Below are 14321 nucleotides of genomic sequence, written 5' to 3'. Positions count from 1 at the left end.
GTTACGCGCCGCATACGGGAGTGAGCCGATGAAAGCCGTTCTTTGCGTTCGCTACGGAGGGCCGGAAGCCCTCGAAATCCGCGACATTCCGGAGCCGGTCGCAGGCAAGGGCGAGGTCGTGGTGAAGATCGCGGCGGCGGCGCTCAATTTCTTCGACACGCTCATTATTCAGGGCAAGTACCAGTACAAGCCCGACATGCCGTTTTCGCCGGCGTCGGAATTCTCCGGCACGGTGGAATCGGTCGGCGAGGGCGTCACCGGCTTCAAGCCGGGCGACCGCGTGATCGGCAACATCCCGACCGGCGCGGCACGCGAGAAGATCGCGGTGCCGGCGCGTGCGCTCATTTCCGTTCCGGATGGACTGGAACTCGAAAAGGGCGCGGGCCTGATCGTTACCTACGGCACCACCATTCACGCGCTGAAAGACCGCGCGAAGCTGAAACCCGGCGAGACGCTCGCGGTGCTCGGCGCAAGCGGCGGCGTCGGCCTCGCGGCGGTCGAACTCGGCAAGGTGCTCGGCGCGAAGGTGATCGCTTGCGCGTCGTCGCCTGAGAAACTCGCCTTCGCGAAACAGCATGGCGCGGACGAACTGATCGACTATTCGAAGGAAGATCTGAAAGAGCGGCTGAAGACGCTCACCAACGGCAAGGGCGTGGACGTCATTTATGATCCCGTGGGCGGCGATTTCGCGGAGGCGGCTTTGCGCTCGATTGCGTGGGAAGGGCGCTTCCTGGTGATCGGCTTTGCGGCGGGCGAGATTCCGAAAATTCCGCTCAACCTCGCGCTGCTGAAGGGCTGCGATATCGTCGGCGTGTTCTGGGGCGCGTTCGCGCAACGCAACCCGGAAGCGAACCGCCAGCACATTTCCGACATCGCGAAATGGACCAGCGAGGGCAAGCTCTCCGCGCATCTTGATGCAAAATATAAGCTCGACGACGCGGTCGAAGCGTTCCGCGCCATCGCGCAGCGCAAGGTGAAGGGCAAGATCGTTCTGGTGCCTTGAGTCTTCGCCGTCCCCGCCTTCGCGGGGACGGTTGCCGCTACTTCTTCGCGACTTCCAGATCATTCAGCGCCGCCTTCGCGGCGTCGCGATGCTCCGGCTTGATGTGCGAGGAAATGAGCTGGAGCGTCGCCATCAGCACCGCCGCATCGTCGGTGAAGCCGAGCGCGGGCATGAGGTCCGGCACCATGTCGAGCGGCATCACGAAATAGGCGAGCGCGGCGAGCAGCATGCCGCGCACACGCAGCGGCGTGTTGCGGTCCAGCGTGCAGTAATAGGCGGCGAGCGCTTCTTCCGCGAACGGGATTTTCGCGGCGGCTGCCCTGATCTTCGGCCAGAAGCCTTCGCGTACGCGCTCGGCGTCGCCCTTGCGGGTGCGGAACTTCCAGAAGAAGTTGCTTGCCTGAAAAGCGGCCATCTCATGCTCCCTCGCGGGCGCGCGAACGCCCGTTCGGGAAATTACATGGCGCTGGCGTGGCGGAGTTCAAGTCCCTGCCGGCCGCGAAGCGGATAGTCGGCTTCCACGATATACGGCCCGCCGCCGGTGGAGGCCCGCGACGAATAGAGCACGAAGCGGTTCACGGGAAAGCGGATCGCGCGGAACGCGCGGCGGCTGGAGAGATAGTCGGCGACATCCATGCCGGAAGCGTCGCGCAATCTTGCCAGCGTGACATGTGGCGTGAACTTGCGCGGCTCCGGGGGAAGGCCGAGCCGCTGCATGATGCGCTCGTGCTCGTATTGCAATTCGGCGAGCGAAGGCGTGGGCGTGGCGGCGGCGAAGATCGCGCGCGGTTTCTTCCCGCCGAAATGATCGAGGCCGGTCAGCGTGACCTCGAACGGCGCGCGCTGCACGCCGTCAAGCATGTCCGCGATGTCGTTGGCAGTGCGGTCGTCGATGTCGCCGATGAAGCGGAGCGTGAGGTGGTAGTTTTGCGGATCGACCCAGCGTGCGCCGTGGATTCCGCCGCGAAGCGCGGAGAGAATCATGCCGACATCCTTCGGCACTTCGATCGCAGTAAAAAGTCGCGGCATGAGGGTTACCCGCGGCGTTTTTTGACTCGCTCGATCAGCGATTCGCTCGAAGGCAGTATACGCTCAACCATGACGGATACACCCTTCGCTGTCGGATGCAGGCCGTCCGCCATGATCAATTCGCGCTGCGCGGCGACGCCGTCGAGCAGGAACGGATAGAGCAGCACGCCATATTCCCTGGCGAGTTCCTCGTACATGGCGTCGAACTTCTTTGCATAATCCGCGCCAAGATTAGGCGCAGCGCGCATTCCCGCGATCATCACGTCGATATTGCGGGCGCGGAGCCGCCGGATGGCGTCGCCGAGTGCCTTTTTTGTCACCGCCGGGTCGACGCCGCGCAGCATGTCGTTGGCGCCGAGCGCGAGAATCACCGCGTCGGTTCCGTCCGGCACCGACCAGTCGACGCGGGCGAGGCCGCCGCTCGCGGTGTCGCCGGAAACACCGGCATTGGCGATTTCGACATCATGGCCGCGGCGCTTGAGTGCGGCTTCCAGTTGAGCAGGCAGTGCTTCCTGTCCGGTCAGGCCGAATCCGGCCGTCAAACTGTCGCCCAATGCAACGATTTTGATGGTCTGGGCGAAGGAGAGTGTCGATCCGCCAATCATGGCGGCAAGTGCCAGAAGCAGGCTTGCGGCAAGCGCGCGCATGGAATGGCGTGTTCGCCGGGCAATCCCATCTATGGCAGAACGATTGAAGCGCGAATCCCGCCGGAGCAACCACGCCCGCATGAATATCTCCACGCCGCTGAATTCGAGCTCACCCGCTATCCGCCTGAATAATGTCGATTTGAAGCTGGGAAGCGGAGCGGCGCGCGTTCATATCCTCAAGAAAGTGACGCTCCAAATCGGGCAGGGCGAAGCGGTGGGCCTGCTCGGCCCTTCCGGCTCCGGTAAATCCACGCTGCTGATGGTGATGGCGGGCCTGGAGCGTGCCGACGAAGGTTCGGTGCAGGTCGCGGGTAGCGAACTGACGGCGATGAGCGAAGACGAACTGGCGCGCTTCCGCGGCGCTATCGCGGGCATCGTGTTCCAGTCGTTCCACCTGATTCCCACGATGACCGCGGTCGAGAACGTCGCGGTGCCGCTCGAACTCGCGGGCCGCGCGGATGCGCTGGAGCGCGCGAAGGCGGAGCTTGCGGGCGTGGGTCTCGGCGCACGGCTCGATCATTACCCCGCGCAATTGTCGGGCGGCGAGCAGCAGCGCGTGGCGCTGGCCCGCGCGCTTGCGCCGGAGCCTGCGATCATTTTCGCGGACGAGCCGACCGGCAATCTCGACGAGACCACCGGGCGGGAAATCATGGATCTCCTGTTCGCGAAGCGCGCTGAAAAGAACGCGACGCTGGTGATCGTCACCCACGATCCGGTGCTCGGAGACCGTTGCGACCGCGTGATCCGGATGCGTTCGGGCGAGGCGACTTCCGAATCGCCGAAGGCTGTGCGCGCATGAGCCTTGCCGCAGGCGCGCCGCAGGCTTCTTTCTTTTCGCGGTATGCCATCGCGCTCAAACTTGCGTTGCGAGAACTGCGTGGCGGCGTGCGCGGCTTCGGCGTTTTCCTTGCCTGTCTCGCGATCGGCGTGACCGCAATCGCGGGCGTCGGTTCGTTCGCGCGCGCGCTGTCCGACGGCATGTTGCGCGAGGGCGAAAGAATTCTAGGCGGCGATATTTCGTTCTCGCTGATCCACCGGCAGGCCGATCCGGCCGAGATGACGTTCCTGAAGGGCAAGGGTGCGGTTTCTGAAATCGCGAGCCTGCGTGCGATGGCGCGCGTGACCAACGGCGCCGCGACGCTGGTCGAACTGAAGGCGGTCGATGACGCCTATCCGCTCAACGGCAAGGTCGAACTCGATCCGAACGTGCCGCTGGGCCGCGCCTTGCAGAAGGTCGGCGAGCGCTACGGCGCGGTCGCGGAGCAGGCATTGCTCATCCGTCTCGGCATTCTGCCCGGAACGGAAATCAAGATCGGCGAGGCCACGTTTCTCGTAACCGCGGCCATCGTGCAGGAGCCGGATCGTGTCGCGGCCGGTATCGGTTTCGGTCCGCGCCTGATAATTTCGCAGGAAGGCTTGCAGGCTACCGGGCTGATCCAGCCCGGCAGTCTGGTGCGCTGGAGCTACCGGGTGCGGCTCAACGATCCCGGCTATCCGGCGATTCAGTTTATGCAGGAGCAGGCGCGCGACCTGTTTCCGAATGCGGGCTGGGAAGTCCGCACGCGCTCCAGCGTCTCGCCGCAGCTTGAGCGCAATGTGCGCAGGCTTGCGGAGTTCCTGACGCTGGTCGGCCTCACCGCGCTGCTGATCGGCGGCGTCGGCGTAGCGAACGCGGTGATGCATTATCTCGACCGCAAACGCGCGGATATCGCGACGCTGAAAGCGGTCGGCGCTTCCGGCGGCACCGTGTTTTCCATTTATCTCGCGGAAATCGGGATCATCGCCGGAATCGGAATTGTCATCGGACTCATCTTCGGAACGCTGTTGCCGTTCGCCATCGCCTCTTTCTTCGGGCGGTTGATTCCGCTGCCGCTCGCGCCCGGCTTTCATCCCGACGTGATGTTGCTGGCGACGGCATTCGGTATTCTGGTGGCGCTGGCGTTCGCGCTGTGGCCGCTTGGGCGCGCGCATGACGTGCCGGTCTCGGCGCTGTTTCGCGACAATGTGGAGCAGACGAGCCGCCTGCCGCGCACGCGCTATATCGCGTTCGTCGTGCTCGCGGTTGCCGCGCTCGCAGCGCTCGCACTCCTCACCGCGGAAAGCCGTCGTATTGCGCTGATTTACATCGTCGCGGCAGCGGCGATCTTTCTGGTGCTGCGCTTGCTGGCATGGGGCCTGATGCGGATTGCCGCGAGACTACCGCGGCCGCGCTCGACTGCCTTGCGCCTCGCGCTCGCGAACATTCATCGCCCCGGCGCACTCACGCCTTCGGTCGTGCTGTCGCTCGGCTTGGGCCTCGCGCTGCTTGTTACACTCACGCTGATCGACACCAACCTGCGCCGTCAGCTGACGCAGGCGCTTCCGAAAAGCGCGCCGAGCTTCTTCTTCGTCGACGTGCCCTCGAACGACGTCGAACGTTTCAATGCTTTCATCAAGCAGAACGGCAGCGGCGGCGAACTGACCGAAGTGCCGATGCTGCGCGGAAGAATCCTGAGCGTGAAAGGCGTGCCCGCCGATCAGGTGAAGGTCGAGGCGGAGCAGGCGTGGGTGCTGCAATCCGACCGCGGCATTACGTTCACCGAAACGCTCCCCGCAGGCTCGGTCCTGGTCTCCGGTGCGTGGTGGTCAAAGGATTACAGCGGCCCGCCGCTGGTTTCGTTCGAGAAGCGTGCGGCCGACGGCCTCGGCCTGAAAGTCGGCGACAAGGTTTCGGTGAACGTGCTCGGCCGCACCATCGAAGCGACCATCGCAAACCTGCGTATGGTGGAGTGGGAAAGCCTCGGCATCAATTTCGTGATGCTGTTCTCGCCGAATACGTTTCGCGGCGCGCCTCACACGATCCTCGCGACGCTGACTTACCCTAACGGCGGCGACCAGCGCCTTGAGCTGGATTTGCAGCGCGCGGTCGCGAACGAGTTTCCCGCAGTCACCACCGTCCGCGTGAAGGAAGCCTTGCAGGCGATCAATACGGTCGTCTCCGACATCGCGGTCGCGGTGCGCGGCGCGAGCGCGATCACGCTGATCGCGAGCATCCTCGTGCTGGCGGGGGCGTTGGCGGCCGGTCATCACAGCCGGGTTTACGATGCGGTGATCCTGAAGACGCTCGGCGCGACGCGGGCGCGGCTCGTGCTGGCTTACGCCATCGAATACGCAATCCTCGGACTGTCCACGGCGCTGTTCGCGACGGCGGCGGGGGCCATCGCCGCCGCCTTCGTGGTCGAGAACGTGATGAATTTCAGCTTCCGGTTCGACCCGCGCGCCGCGGCCATTGCGGCAAGTACGGCGGTACTTCTAACGATCGGACTGGGCCTGATCGGCACCTGGCGGGCGCTTGGGCAGAAGCCCGCGCCGGTTTTGCGCAATCTGTAGAACTTTAAGCAGTTTCAGCCTCTTACAAGGGTCACATAACCTTGACGTAAATTCACTTGCAGCGGAATTTACCGCGCACCATATTCATCACCGATTTCAGGGCAGGCACCCGTTTCCGGCGCCTTATCCGCCCTGCAACAAGGGAGAAAGGGACCACGATGTCCGACCTGAACAACAATCCCGCCGCTCGCTATGGCGGAGCCGTACGCACTGGCGCCGAGATCGATCAGGGTCTCCGCTCCTACATGCTCGGCGTCTACAACTACATGACGATCGGACTTGCCATCACCGGCCTGTTCGCGCTCGGCATTTACATGCTGTCGGTTTCGAGCGTTTCGGTGCCCGGCGCCGTGCTGCTTCGCGCCGGCATGTATCTGACGCCGTTCGGCCAGACGCTTTTCCTGAGCCCGCTGAAATACGTCATCATCTTCGCGCCGCTCGCGCTGGTGTTTTTCCTGAGCTTCCGCGTCGACAAGATGAGCGTCGGCGCGGCGCAGCTCACCTACTGGATCTACGCAGCGCTGGTCGGCGTTTCGCTCGCCACCATCCTGATGGTCTACACGCACACTTCGGTGGCGCGCGTGTTCTTCATCACGGCCGCCTCGTTCGGTGCGCTCAGCCTCTACGGCTACACCACGAAGCGTGACCTGTCGGGCATGGCGACGTTCCTCGTCATGGGCCTGATCGGCGTGATCATCGCCTCGATCGTGAACATCTTCCTCGGCTCGTCGATGCTGCAGTGGATCGTTTCGATCGTCGGCCTCCTCGTGTTCGCGGGCTTCACCGCCTACGACACGCAGGACATCAAGAACATGTACGATGTGAACGACGACGGCACCGTCGCAGGCCGCAAGTCGATCATGGGTGCGCTGCGCCTGTACCTCGACTTCCTGAACATCTTCCTGTTCCTGCTGCAGTTGCTCGGCAACCGCGAATAAGCAAACAGCGAATCGAAATGCGAAGGCCCGGCTAACCGCCGGGTCTTTTGCTTTGAGGGGGCGCGGTTTTTTGGTTGAAGCGTGATCTTGTCCGAAAACCGGTACCCACTTTTCGGGATCACGCTTTAGTTCACGACGCTGAGGCGCTTGTCGATCACGGCCAGCACGCGGTCCAGATCGCGGCCGCGCTTCAGGACGAAACCCGCGGAAGATACCACGGCATACTCGCCTTGCTTGCGGGCGAGCGCGGGGATTTTCTCGATCGAATAGAGCGGCTGTTCCGAGGCGCGGCGGAATACGGAAAAAACGGCGCGATCTTTCAGAAAAGCGATCGCATAATCGCGCCACTCACCGGCAGCCACCATGCGTCCGTAGAGGTCGAGGATGCGCAGCAACTCGCGGCGGTCGAACGTGGTGTTTCTGGGTGCAGGGGCGGTTGTCGCGGCTTTCGCGCGCCCCGGAAACGCTATCGGCTCGAGATCGCTCAATGCTGTTCGCGCCTCCTGCCTCGTTCACCGCGGCTGTCGCGGCAACGTCATGATTGCGCTGCCCGCGCGGCGGGGCAAGTCCCCGCTTACGTGCTGAAAATATTTGCAGATTCCAAAGTTCCACGGCGGGCGAAATATCATAAAGACGCCCCATTCCGGCCAAGCGCGCGCCCAAGGCGGCAGCGAGATTTCTTCTTGTAGCCTCCGGGCCGGTTCGATTGAGCACCGGTTAATCCCAGCCCCCCAGCCCCCGGGTTTGATCGGGCCGGCCCATTTTCCCTCCGCGAAAACTTGCGGCGAGGCGCAACCCCAGAGTTAAGTCCCGCAATTAAAAAGGGCCGGTTTCCCGGCCCTGTTTTTTTTTGCGTATTGCGATTAGCGAATCAGCGCAGCGAAAGAATCTCCGCGCCGCGAATCGCGCCGGGTGCGTTCTCGCTGCCCGCCTGCACCAGCACGACGACGGTGTCGGCTTCGTTCTTCACGATCTCCGAGACAGGGATGTTGAGCTTCACCGGCTTGCCGTCGAAGTTGCCGAGGTTGCGCCAGGAACGGACCACGTTGGTATAGACGATGGTCTCGCCCTTGTTCTCGCCGCGCGCGATCGGCACCCTCACTTTGTGCGTGACGGAGAGCAGCCAGATTTGCGCGCTGCCGTCGCCGTTGCCGACTTCGACCGCAAGCGTGTCGCCGTTGCGCTGGAGCTTCACCGGAACGCCGTGCGTGCTAGCCGTGTTGACCTTGCGTATCGCCGCGTCGATCTGGCGCTGGTCGCTACCGATGGTGAAGTCGCCGCCGTTCACGATTGCCTGCGGGGTATAGACGTTCATGTCGCCGCGCGTGCGCGAATAGCCGCGCTGGCGCTTCGTGTGTGCGTTCAGCGCGAGCGTGTCGCGCCAGCCGAGATAGTCCCAGTAGTCGACCGAAAGGGTGAGCGGGATCAGCCCCGGATTGTCGGCAAGGCGGCCGAACAGCGCGTCCGCGGGCGGGCACGAATTGCAGCCCTGGCTGGTGAAGAGTTCGATTACCGGTTTGCTGCCGGCCTGCGCGGCGCTCGTGCCGGTCAGCATGGAGAGGACCGCGACGAGTCCGAGGGTACGTGCCACATTCATGTCGTCACCGATTGATGAGAGCCGACCATAGGCACCGCCAAGCGAAAGCCGCCACTCACACTTGGGTGAGCGGCGGCTTTGCTTTGATTCCAGTGCGTTAGCTTACGCGACAGCGAGCTGGCGCAGGACGTATTGCAGGATGCCGCCGTTCTTGAAGTAGTCGAGTTCGTCCAGCGTATCGATACGGCAAAGCAGCGGTACGGTCTTCTTGGTGCCGTCCGCGGAAGTGATTTCCGCCGACATAACCTGCTGGGGTTTAAGGCCGTCCGCGAGGCCGTGGATGGTGACCTTCTCGTCGCCCTTCAGGCCCAGCGTCTGCCACGAAGTGCCTTCCTCGAAGACGAGCGGCACCACGCCCATGCCGATCAGGTTCGAGCGATGGATGCGCTCGAAGCTCTGCGCGATCACGGCGCGGATGCCGAGGAGCACGGTGCCTTTCGCCGCCCAGTCGCGCGACGAGCCGGTGCCGTATTCCTTGCCGGCGAATACGACCAGCGGAACCTTCTCCTGCTTGTATTTCATCGCGGCGTCGTAGATCGGCAGGCGCTCGCCGCCCGGATAGTGGACGGTCACGCCGCCTTCGACGCCCGGCACCATCTGGTTCTTGATGCGGATGTTGGCGAAGGTGCCGCGCATCATCACTTCGTGGTTGCCGCGGCGCGTGCCGTACTGGTTGAAGTCGATCACCTTCACGCCGTGATCGGTCAGGTACTTGCCCGCGGGCGAAGCGGCCTTGATCGAACCGGCCGGGGAGATGTGGTCGGTCGTGATCGAGTCGAGGAACAGACCGATGATGCGCGCGTCGTCGATATCGGTGATCGGTTCCGGCAGACGCTGCATGGTCGCGAAGTAGGGCGGGTTCTGCACGTAGGTCGAGTTGTTGTCCCAGCCGTAGGTGTCGCTGGGCGCGACCTTGATCGCGCGCCAGTAGGTGTCGCCCTTGAACACGTCGCTGTATTTCTTCTCGAAGATGCGCTTCGTCACGGATTTCCGGATGAACGCCGCGATTTCCTTCGGCGAAGGCCAGATGTCCTTCAGGTAGACCGGCTTGCCCTTCTTGTCGGTGCCGATCGGCTCCTTGGTGAGATCGACCTGCATCGAGCCGGCCAGCGCATAGGCGACGACCAGCGGAGGCGAGGCGAGATAGTTCGCGCGCACGTCCGGGTTCACGCGGCCTTCGAAGTTGCGGTTGCCGGAAAGCACGGCGGCGGCGACCAGATCCTTCTCGTTGATGGTCTTCGAGATTTCCTCCGGCAGCGGGCCGGAATTGCCGATGCAGGTGGTGCAGCCGAAGCCGACGAGGTTGAAGCCGAGTGCGTCGAGGTCTTTCTGCAAGCCGGACTTGGCGAGATATTCGCCGACGACCTGCGAACCCGGCGCGAGCGATGTCTTTACCCACGGCTTGGTTTTCAGGCCGAGCTTCACGGCGTTGCGCGCGAGCAGGCCCGCGCCGATCATCACGCTCGGATTCGAGGTGTTGGTGCAGGACGTGATCGCCGCGATCACCACGTCGCCGTGGCCCATGTCGAACTTCTTGCCTTCGACATGATAGCGGTTGGCGGCATCGGCGGTTTTCTTGAATTCCTTTTCCATCGCCTCGGCGAAGCCAGCCTTGGTCTTGGAGAGCGCGACGCGGTCCTGCGGGCGCTTCGGGCCGGCGAGCGACGGCTCGACCTTGGAGAGATCGAGCGAGAGCTTGTCGGTGAAAACCGGGTCCGGGGTGGAGGCTTTGCGCCACATGCCCTGTGCCTTGGCGTAGGCCTCGACCAGCTTCACGCGGCCCTTCGCGCGTGCGGTGTCTTCGAGGAAGCGGACGGTTTCGTCATCGACCGGGAAGAAGCCGCAGGTTGCGCCGTACTCGGGCGCCATGTTGCCGATGGTCGCGCGGTCTTCCAGCGAAAGGCCGCCGAGGCCGGGGCCGTAGAATTCGACGAACTTGCCGACCACGCCCTTCTTGCGAAGCATCTCGGTGACGGTGAGCACGAGATCGGTCGCGGTGACGCCGCTCTTCAGCTTGCCGGAGAGCTTGAAGCCGATCACTTCGGGAATCAGCATCGAGATCGGCTGGCCGAGCATCGCGGCTTCCGCCTCGATGCCGCCGACGCCCCAGCCGAGCACGGCGAGGCCGTTGACCATCGTGGTGTGGGAGTCGGTGCCGACCAGCGTGTCGGGGAAGGCAAACTCGACGTTCTTCTTCTTGCCCTTCACGTCGACCAGTTCTTCGGTTTTGGTCCAGACCGTCTGCGCCAGGTATTCGAGGTTCACCTGGTGGCAGATGCCGGTGCCCGGCGGCACCACGCGGAAATTGTCGAAGGCGAGCTGGCCCCATTTCAGGAACTTGTAGCGCTCGCCGTTGCGCTCGTATTCGAGATCGACGTTCTGCTTGAACGCGCGCGCCGTGCCGAAGTGATCGACGATCACCGAGTGGTCGATGACGAGATCGACCGGAACGAGCGGATTGATTTTCTTCGGGTCGCCGCCGAGCGCCTTCATCGCGTCGCGCATCGCGGCGAGATCGACCACGGCGGGAACGCCGGTGAAGTCCTGCATCAGCACGCGCGCCGGGCGGAACGCGATCTCGCGGTTCGATTTGCGCTTCTTGCCCCAGCTCGCCAGCGCCTTGATGTCGTCGCGCGTCACCGAGCGGCCGTCCTCGAACCGGATCAGGTTTTCGAGCAGCACTTTCAGCGAGAACGGCAGCTTGGACGCGCCCTTCAGCCCGTTTTTCTCAGCCACCTTGAGGTCGTAGTAGGCGTAGGTCTTGCCGCCCGCCTTGAGGGTGCGGAGGCATTTGAAGCTGTCGAGAGAGGTCACGGCATTTCCCGCTGGGTAAGAGTGATGCGTGCCTGTACCCGGCCGGTGGCGTTTCTCGTCGGGTGCCAAGGCTGATAAGCCGCTTTATAGAACTATTCGGAACAAGGGCAATGACCGGGCATTTGATCGAAAGTCGATCCCGATGCGGCTGATCGCCGAGCGGCTCGCCTGCATCCGCGGCGGGCGGGCTTTGTATGACGGGATGTCGTTTTCGCTCGAACCGGGCGAAGCCCTGCTGGTCGTGGGGCCGAACGGCGCGGGGAAATCGTCGCTGCTGCGGCAGGTCGCGGGCCTTTTGCCGCTCGACGGCGGTACGCTGACACTCGAAGGCGGCGAACTACAGGATCACATCCATTATCTCGGCCATGCGGGGGCGGTACGCGAGGCGCTGACGGTTTCCGAGAACCTCGAATTCTGGCGCGACCTCTACGGTGGCGGCGGCAAGCTCACGCCGGAGACGGCCCTGCACCGGCTGCATCTTCTGCCCTTGCAGGATTTGCCCGCGCGCAATCTTTCCGCCGGACAGAAACGCCGCCTCGCCATCGCGCGGTTGCTGACCATCCGGCGTCCGCTCTGGCTGCTCGACGAGCCGGATGCAGCACTCGACACGGAAGGCCGTGCGGTGCTGACCGGCATTATTACGGAGCACCGCGCAGGCGGCGGCATGGCGATGATCGCGAGCCACGGCACGCTCGACGTCGCGCCGTCGCGGGAGATTTCCTTCGCACGCGCGGCGCAGGCGGTGGTGGAGAAGGAAATCGCATGATCCGCGCCATGGGCATCATCATCGCGCGCGATCTCCGGCTCGGCATGCGCGCGGGCGGCGCGCTCGGCGCGGGACTGATCTTCTTTCTTTCGGTCGTGATGGTGTCGGCTTTCGCCATCGGTCCCGATCTCGGCCTGTTGTCGCGGGTCGGTCCCGCGATCCTCTGGATCGGCGCGTTGCTCGCGAGCCTCCTGGGGCTGGAGCGCATCTTCGCGGCCGACCACGAGGACGGCAGCCTCGATCTCCTGCAACTCGCGCCGCTGCCGATGGAAGCGGTCGCCGCCGCGAAGGGGATCGCGCACTGGCTGATGACCGGGTTGTCGCTTGCAGTCGCGGTCCCGGTGTTCGGCATCCTGCTCGGCGTGAGCGGCAAGGCGTTGTTCGCGGCTGCGTTGCTGCTGCTCGTTGGCACACCCGCAATCACGTTTCTCGGCCTGATCGGCGCGGCGGTGTCGGTGGCGCTGCCGCGCGCGGGCATGCTGGTTGCGATCCTCGTGCTGCCGTTCACGATCCCGGTGCTGATCTTCGGCGCGGCGGCAACCGAATCCGCGATAGCCGGAGAAGTATTTGGAACTCCGTTCAAGCTGCTGCTCGCAACCGCGCTGTTCGGCTTCGTGATCGGGCCGGTCGCGGCGGCGGCCGCAATCCGGCTGGCGCGTTCCTGAGGTCCGCATGAATTTGTTTTGCCGCATTGCCTCGAAAAATCCCGGAGCATAAGAGACGCCGCCATGCCGGTTTCCGATCTCGCCAATCCGCACCGCTTCCTGCGCTTCGCGCGCTGGGGCGTGCCGTTGTTCGCGCTGCTTGCAGTTGCGTTGATCGCGCTCGGCCTGACGCTCGGCTTCCTCGCGCCGCCGGAACGCGACCAGGGCGAGTCGGTGAAGATCATCTTCCTGCACGTTCCCTCTGCGTGGTTGTCGATGGGTATTTTCGCTTTCATGGCGATTGCCGCACTCGGCACGCTGGTATGGCGGCATCCGCTCGCCGATGTCGCGCAGAAGGCGGCGGCACCCATCGGCGCGGCGTTCTGCGTGGTGTGTCTGGTTTCCGGCGCACTGTGGGGCCGCCCGGCGTGGGGCACCTACTGGCAATGGGACGGGCGGCTGACCTCGGTGCTGGTGCTGCTCCTGATCTATCTCGGCATCATCGCGCTGTGGCGCGCGTTCGAGGAGCCGGGACTGGCGGCGCGCGCGGTTTCGGTGCTGACGCTCGCCGGGTCGATCAACCTGCCGATCATCAAGTTCTCGGTGGACTGGTGGAGCACGCTGCACCAGCCGGCTTCGGTGCTGCGCTTCGGCGGGCCGACGATTCATCCGGCGTTCCTTACGCCGCTGTTGGTATCCGCACTCGGTTTTGCGTTTCTGTTCGGCGCATTGCTGATGGCGGCGATGCGTAACGAAATCCTGCGCCGCCGGGTGCGCACGCTGCGCATCCTTGCCGCAAGCGGGGCGCAGTGATGTTCGGCGCGCACGCTCCCTACATCTTCGGCGCTTACGGCGTGGCGCTTGTCGTCTTCGCGATGCTGGCGGCGTGGGTCGTACTCGATCACCGCGCGCAGAAGCGCGCGCTCGCCGATCTCGAAGCGCGGGGCATCAAGCGCCGCTCGGAAACATGATGCGCCGTCTCGCGGTGCTGATTCCGCTCGGCATCTTCGCAATACTCGCGGGGATATTCTTCGTTCGCCTCTATAGCGGCGATCCTTCGGTCGTGCCGTCGGCGCTCCTCGACAAGCCGGTGCCGCAGGTGACGCTGGCGCCGCTCGACGGAGCGAGCGCCCAGCCGCTCACGCTTGAGGCGTTGCACGGGCAGGTGACGGTCGTGAATTTCTGGGCGTCGTGGTGTGCGCCGTGCCGCCTCGAACATCCGTTGCTGACGCGACTTTCGCGCGACAAGCGCATCCAGATCGCAGGCATCAACTACAAGGACAAGACGCCGGCGGCGCTGCGCTTCCTGCAAGAGCACGGCAATCCGTTCGCGCGAATCGGCGTGGACGGCGACGGGCGCGCGGCAATCGAATGGGGCGTGTACGGCGTGCCGGAGACGTTCATCGTCGGGCGCGACGGAAAGATCCGCTACAAGCAGGTCGGTCCGCTGACGCCGGAAAACTTTCCGCGCTTCCTCGCCGAGATCGAGAAGGCGCTGGCCGCGCGCTGACTTC

The 14321-nt window shown here is 64.1% G+C and carries 15 protein-coding genes; 9 read left to right on the top strand and 6 right to left on the bottom strand.

The features are described from left to right. Positions 1-28 precede the first annotated feature (28 nt). Positions 29-1003: an NADPH:quinone oxidoreductase family protein gene (locus KF794_14385; protein QYK44922.1), complete on the top strand. Its 975-nt coding sequence runs from the start codon at positions 29-31 to the stop codon at positions 1001-1003. Between the two features lie 37 nt (positions 1004-1040). On the opposite strand, the gene KF794_14380 is transcribed toward KF794_14385, so the two are convergent. The 3 genes from KF794_14380 to KF794_14370 are packed head-to-tail and all read right to left on the bottom strand — an operon-like array spanning position 1041 to position 2679. Then, a complete protein-coding gene (locus KF794_14380; GenBank protein QYK44921.1) occupies positions 1041-1418 on the bottom strand; it encodes a DUF1232 domain-containing protein in 378 nt (125 codons plus the stop codon). 41 nt (positions 1419-1459) lie between these two features. Further along, entirely contained in the window at positions 1460-2032 is a 573-nt protein-coding gene (gene thpR, locus KF794_14375) for an RNA 2',3'-cyclic phosphodiesterase (GenBank protein QYK44920.1), read from the bottom strand. 5 nt (positions 2033-2037) lie between these two features. Beyond that, positions 2038-2679, bottom strand: coding sequence for an arylesterase (locus tag KF794_14370; GenBank protein ID QYK44919.1), 642 nt, complete (start codon positions 2677-2679; stop codon positions 2038-2040). Positions 2680-2758: 79 nt separating this feature from the next. Between KF794_14370 and KF794_14365 the strand changes: the two genes are divergently transcribed. From KF794_14365 to KF794_14355, 3 genes are all read left to right on the top strand, one after another. After that, positions 2759-3478: an ABC transporter ATP-binding protein gene (locus KF794_14365; protein QYK44918.1), complete on the top strand. Its 720-nt coding sequence runs from the start codon at positions 2759-2761 to the stop codon at positions 3476-3478. Further along, on the top strand, positions 3475-6048 hold the full coding sequence (locus tag KF794_14360; protein QYK44917.1) for an FtsX-like permease family protein: 2574 nt from the start codon (positions 3475-3477) through the stop codon (positions 6046-6048). The genes KF794_14365 and KF794_14360 overlap by 4 nt, the downstream gene beginning before the upstream one ends. A gap of 158 nt (positions 6049-6206) precedes the next feature. Next, on the top strand, positions 6207-6986 hold the full coding sequence (locus KF794_14355; protein ID QYK44916.1) for a Bax inhibitor-1/YccA family protein: 780 nt from the start codon (positions 6207-6209) through the stop codon (positions 6984-6986). A 125-nt stretch (positions 6987-7111) separates the two neighbouring features. Here the strand turns inward: KF794_14355 and KF794_14350 are convergent, their stop codons facing one another. The 3 genes from KF794_14350 to acnA form a co-directional block, all read right to left on the bottom strand. Then, positions 7112-7474, bottom strand: coding sequence for a DUF2794 domain-containing protein (locus tag KF794_14350; GenBank protein QYK44915.1), 363 nt, complete (start codon positions 7472-7474; stop codon positions 7112-7114). A 383-nt stretch (positions 7475-7857) separates the two neighbouring features. Next, a complete protein-coding gene (locus KF794_14345) occupies positions 7858-8583 on the bottom strand; it encodes a DUF1223 domain-containing protein (protein ID QYK44914.1) in 726 nt (241 codons plus the stop codon). Positions 8584-8685: 102 nt separating this feature from the next. Further along, the gene (gene acnA, locus KF794_14340) at positions 8686-11397 is read right to left on the bottom strand and encodes an aconitate hydratase AcnA (protein QYK44913.1); all 2712 of its coding nucleotides are present in this window, start codon (positions 11395-11397) and stop codon (positions 8686-8688) included. A gap of 142 nt (positions 11398-11539) precedes the next feature. Here acnA and ccmA point away from each other — a divergent pair, with 142 nt between their 5' ends. The 5 genes from ccmA to KF794_14315 all read left to right on the top strand — a co-directional run bounded on the left by ccmA (position 11540) and on the right by KF794_14315 (position 14317). Next, a complete protein-coding gene (gene ccmA, locus KF794_14335; protein QYK44912.1) occupies positions 11540-12163 on the top strand; it encodes a heme ABC exporter ATP-binding protein CcmA in 624 nt (207 codons plus the stop codon). Further along, positions 12163-12828: a heme exporter protein CcmB gene (gene ccmB / locus KF794_14330; GenBank protein QYK46720.1), complete on the top strand. Its 666-nt coding sequence runs from the start codon at positions 12163-12165 to the stop codon at positions 12826-12828. The genes ccmA and ccmB overlap by 1 nt, the downstream gene beginning before the upstream one ends. A 63-nt stretch (positions 12829-12891) precedes the next feature. After that, positions 12892-13620, top strand: a complete 729-nt coding sequence (locus KF794_14325; GenBank protein QYK44911.1) for a heme ABC transporter permease — start codon at positions 12892-12894, stop codon at positions 13618-13620. After that, positions 13620-13778, top strand: a complete 159-nt coding sequence (ccmD, locus tag KF794_14320) for a heme exporter protein CcmD (protein ID QYK44910.1) — start codon at positions 13620-13622, stop codon at positions 13776-13778. Before KF794_14325 ends, ccmD begins: the two co-directional genes overlap by 1 nt. Further along, positions 13775-14317 carry a DsbE family thiol:disulfide interchange protein gene (locus KF794_14315; protein QYK44909.1) on the top strand — a complete coding sequence of 181 codons (543 nt, stop codon included), beginning with the start codon at positions 13775-13777 and terminating at the stop codon, positions 14315-14317. Before ccmD ends, KF794_14315 begins: the two co-directional genes overlap by 4 nt. The last annotated feature ends 4 nt before the right edge of the window (positions 14318-14321 follow it).

This window comes from Xanthobacteraceae bacterium (assembly GCA_019454205.1).
In the GTDB taxonomy this organism is placed as follows: Bacteria; Pseudomonadota; Alphaproteobacteria; order Rhizobiales; family Xanthobacteraceae.
This window is presented reverse-complemented; position numbering and strand designations above follow the sequence as displayed.

Bases quoted from the DNA above. Each gene is read 5' to 3' on its own strand.
- KF794_14315 (QYK44909.1), top strand. From the start codon at position 13,775: ATGATGCGCCGTCTCGCGGTGCTGATTCCGCTCGGCATCTTCGCAATA.
- ccmA (QYK44912.1), top strand. From the start codon at position 11,540: ATGCGGCTGATCGCCGAGCGGCTCGCCTGCATCCGCGGCGGGCGGGCT.
- KF794_14325 (QYK44911.1), top strand. From the start codon at position 12,892: ATGCCGGTTTCCGATCTCGCCAATCCGCACCGCTTCCTGCGCTTCGCG.
- KF794_14355 (QYK44916.1), top strand. From the start codon at position 6,207: ATGTCCGACCTGAACAACAATCCCGCCGCTCGCTATGGCGGAGCCGTA.
- KF794_14360 (QYK44917.1), top strand. From the start codon at position 3,475: ATGAGCCTTGCCGCAGGCGCGCCGCAGGCTTCTTTCTTTTCGCGGTAT.
- KF794_14380 (QYK44921.1), bottom strand. From the start codon at position 1,418: ATGGCCGCTTTTCAGGCAAGCAACTTCTTCTGGAAGTTCCGCACCCGC.
- ccmD (QYK44910.1), top strand. From the start codon at position 13,620: ATGTTCGGCGCGCACGCTCCCTACATCTTCGGCGCTTACGGCGTGGCG.
- KF794_14385 (QYK44922.1), top strand. From the start codon at position 29: ATGAAAGCCGTTCTTTGCGTTCGCTACGGAGGGCCGGAAGCCCTCGAA.
- KF794_14370 (QYK44919.1), bottom strand. From the start codon at position 2,679: ATGCGCGCGCTTGCCGCAAGCCTGCTTCTGGCACTTGCCGCCATGATT.
- thpR (QYK44920.1), bottom strand. From the start codon at position 2,032: ATGCCGCGACTTTTTACTGCGATCGAAGTGCCGAAGGATGTCGGCATG.
- KF794_14365 (QYK44918.1), top strand. From the start codon at position 2,759: ATGAATATCTCCACGCCGCTGAATTCGAGCTCACCCGCTATCCGCCTG.
- KF794_14345 (QYK44914.1), bottom strand. From the start codon at position 8,583: ATGAATGTGGCACGTACCCTCGGACTCGTCGCGGTCCTCTCCATGCTG.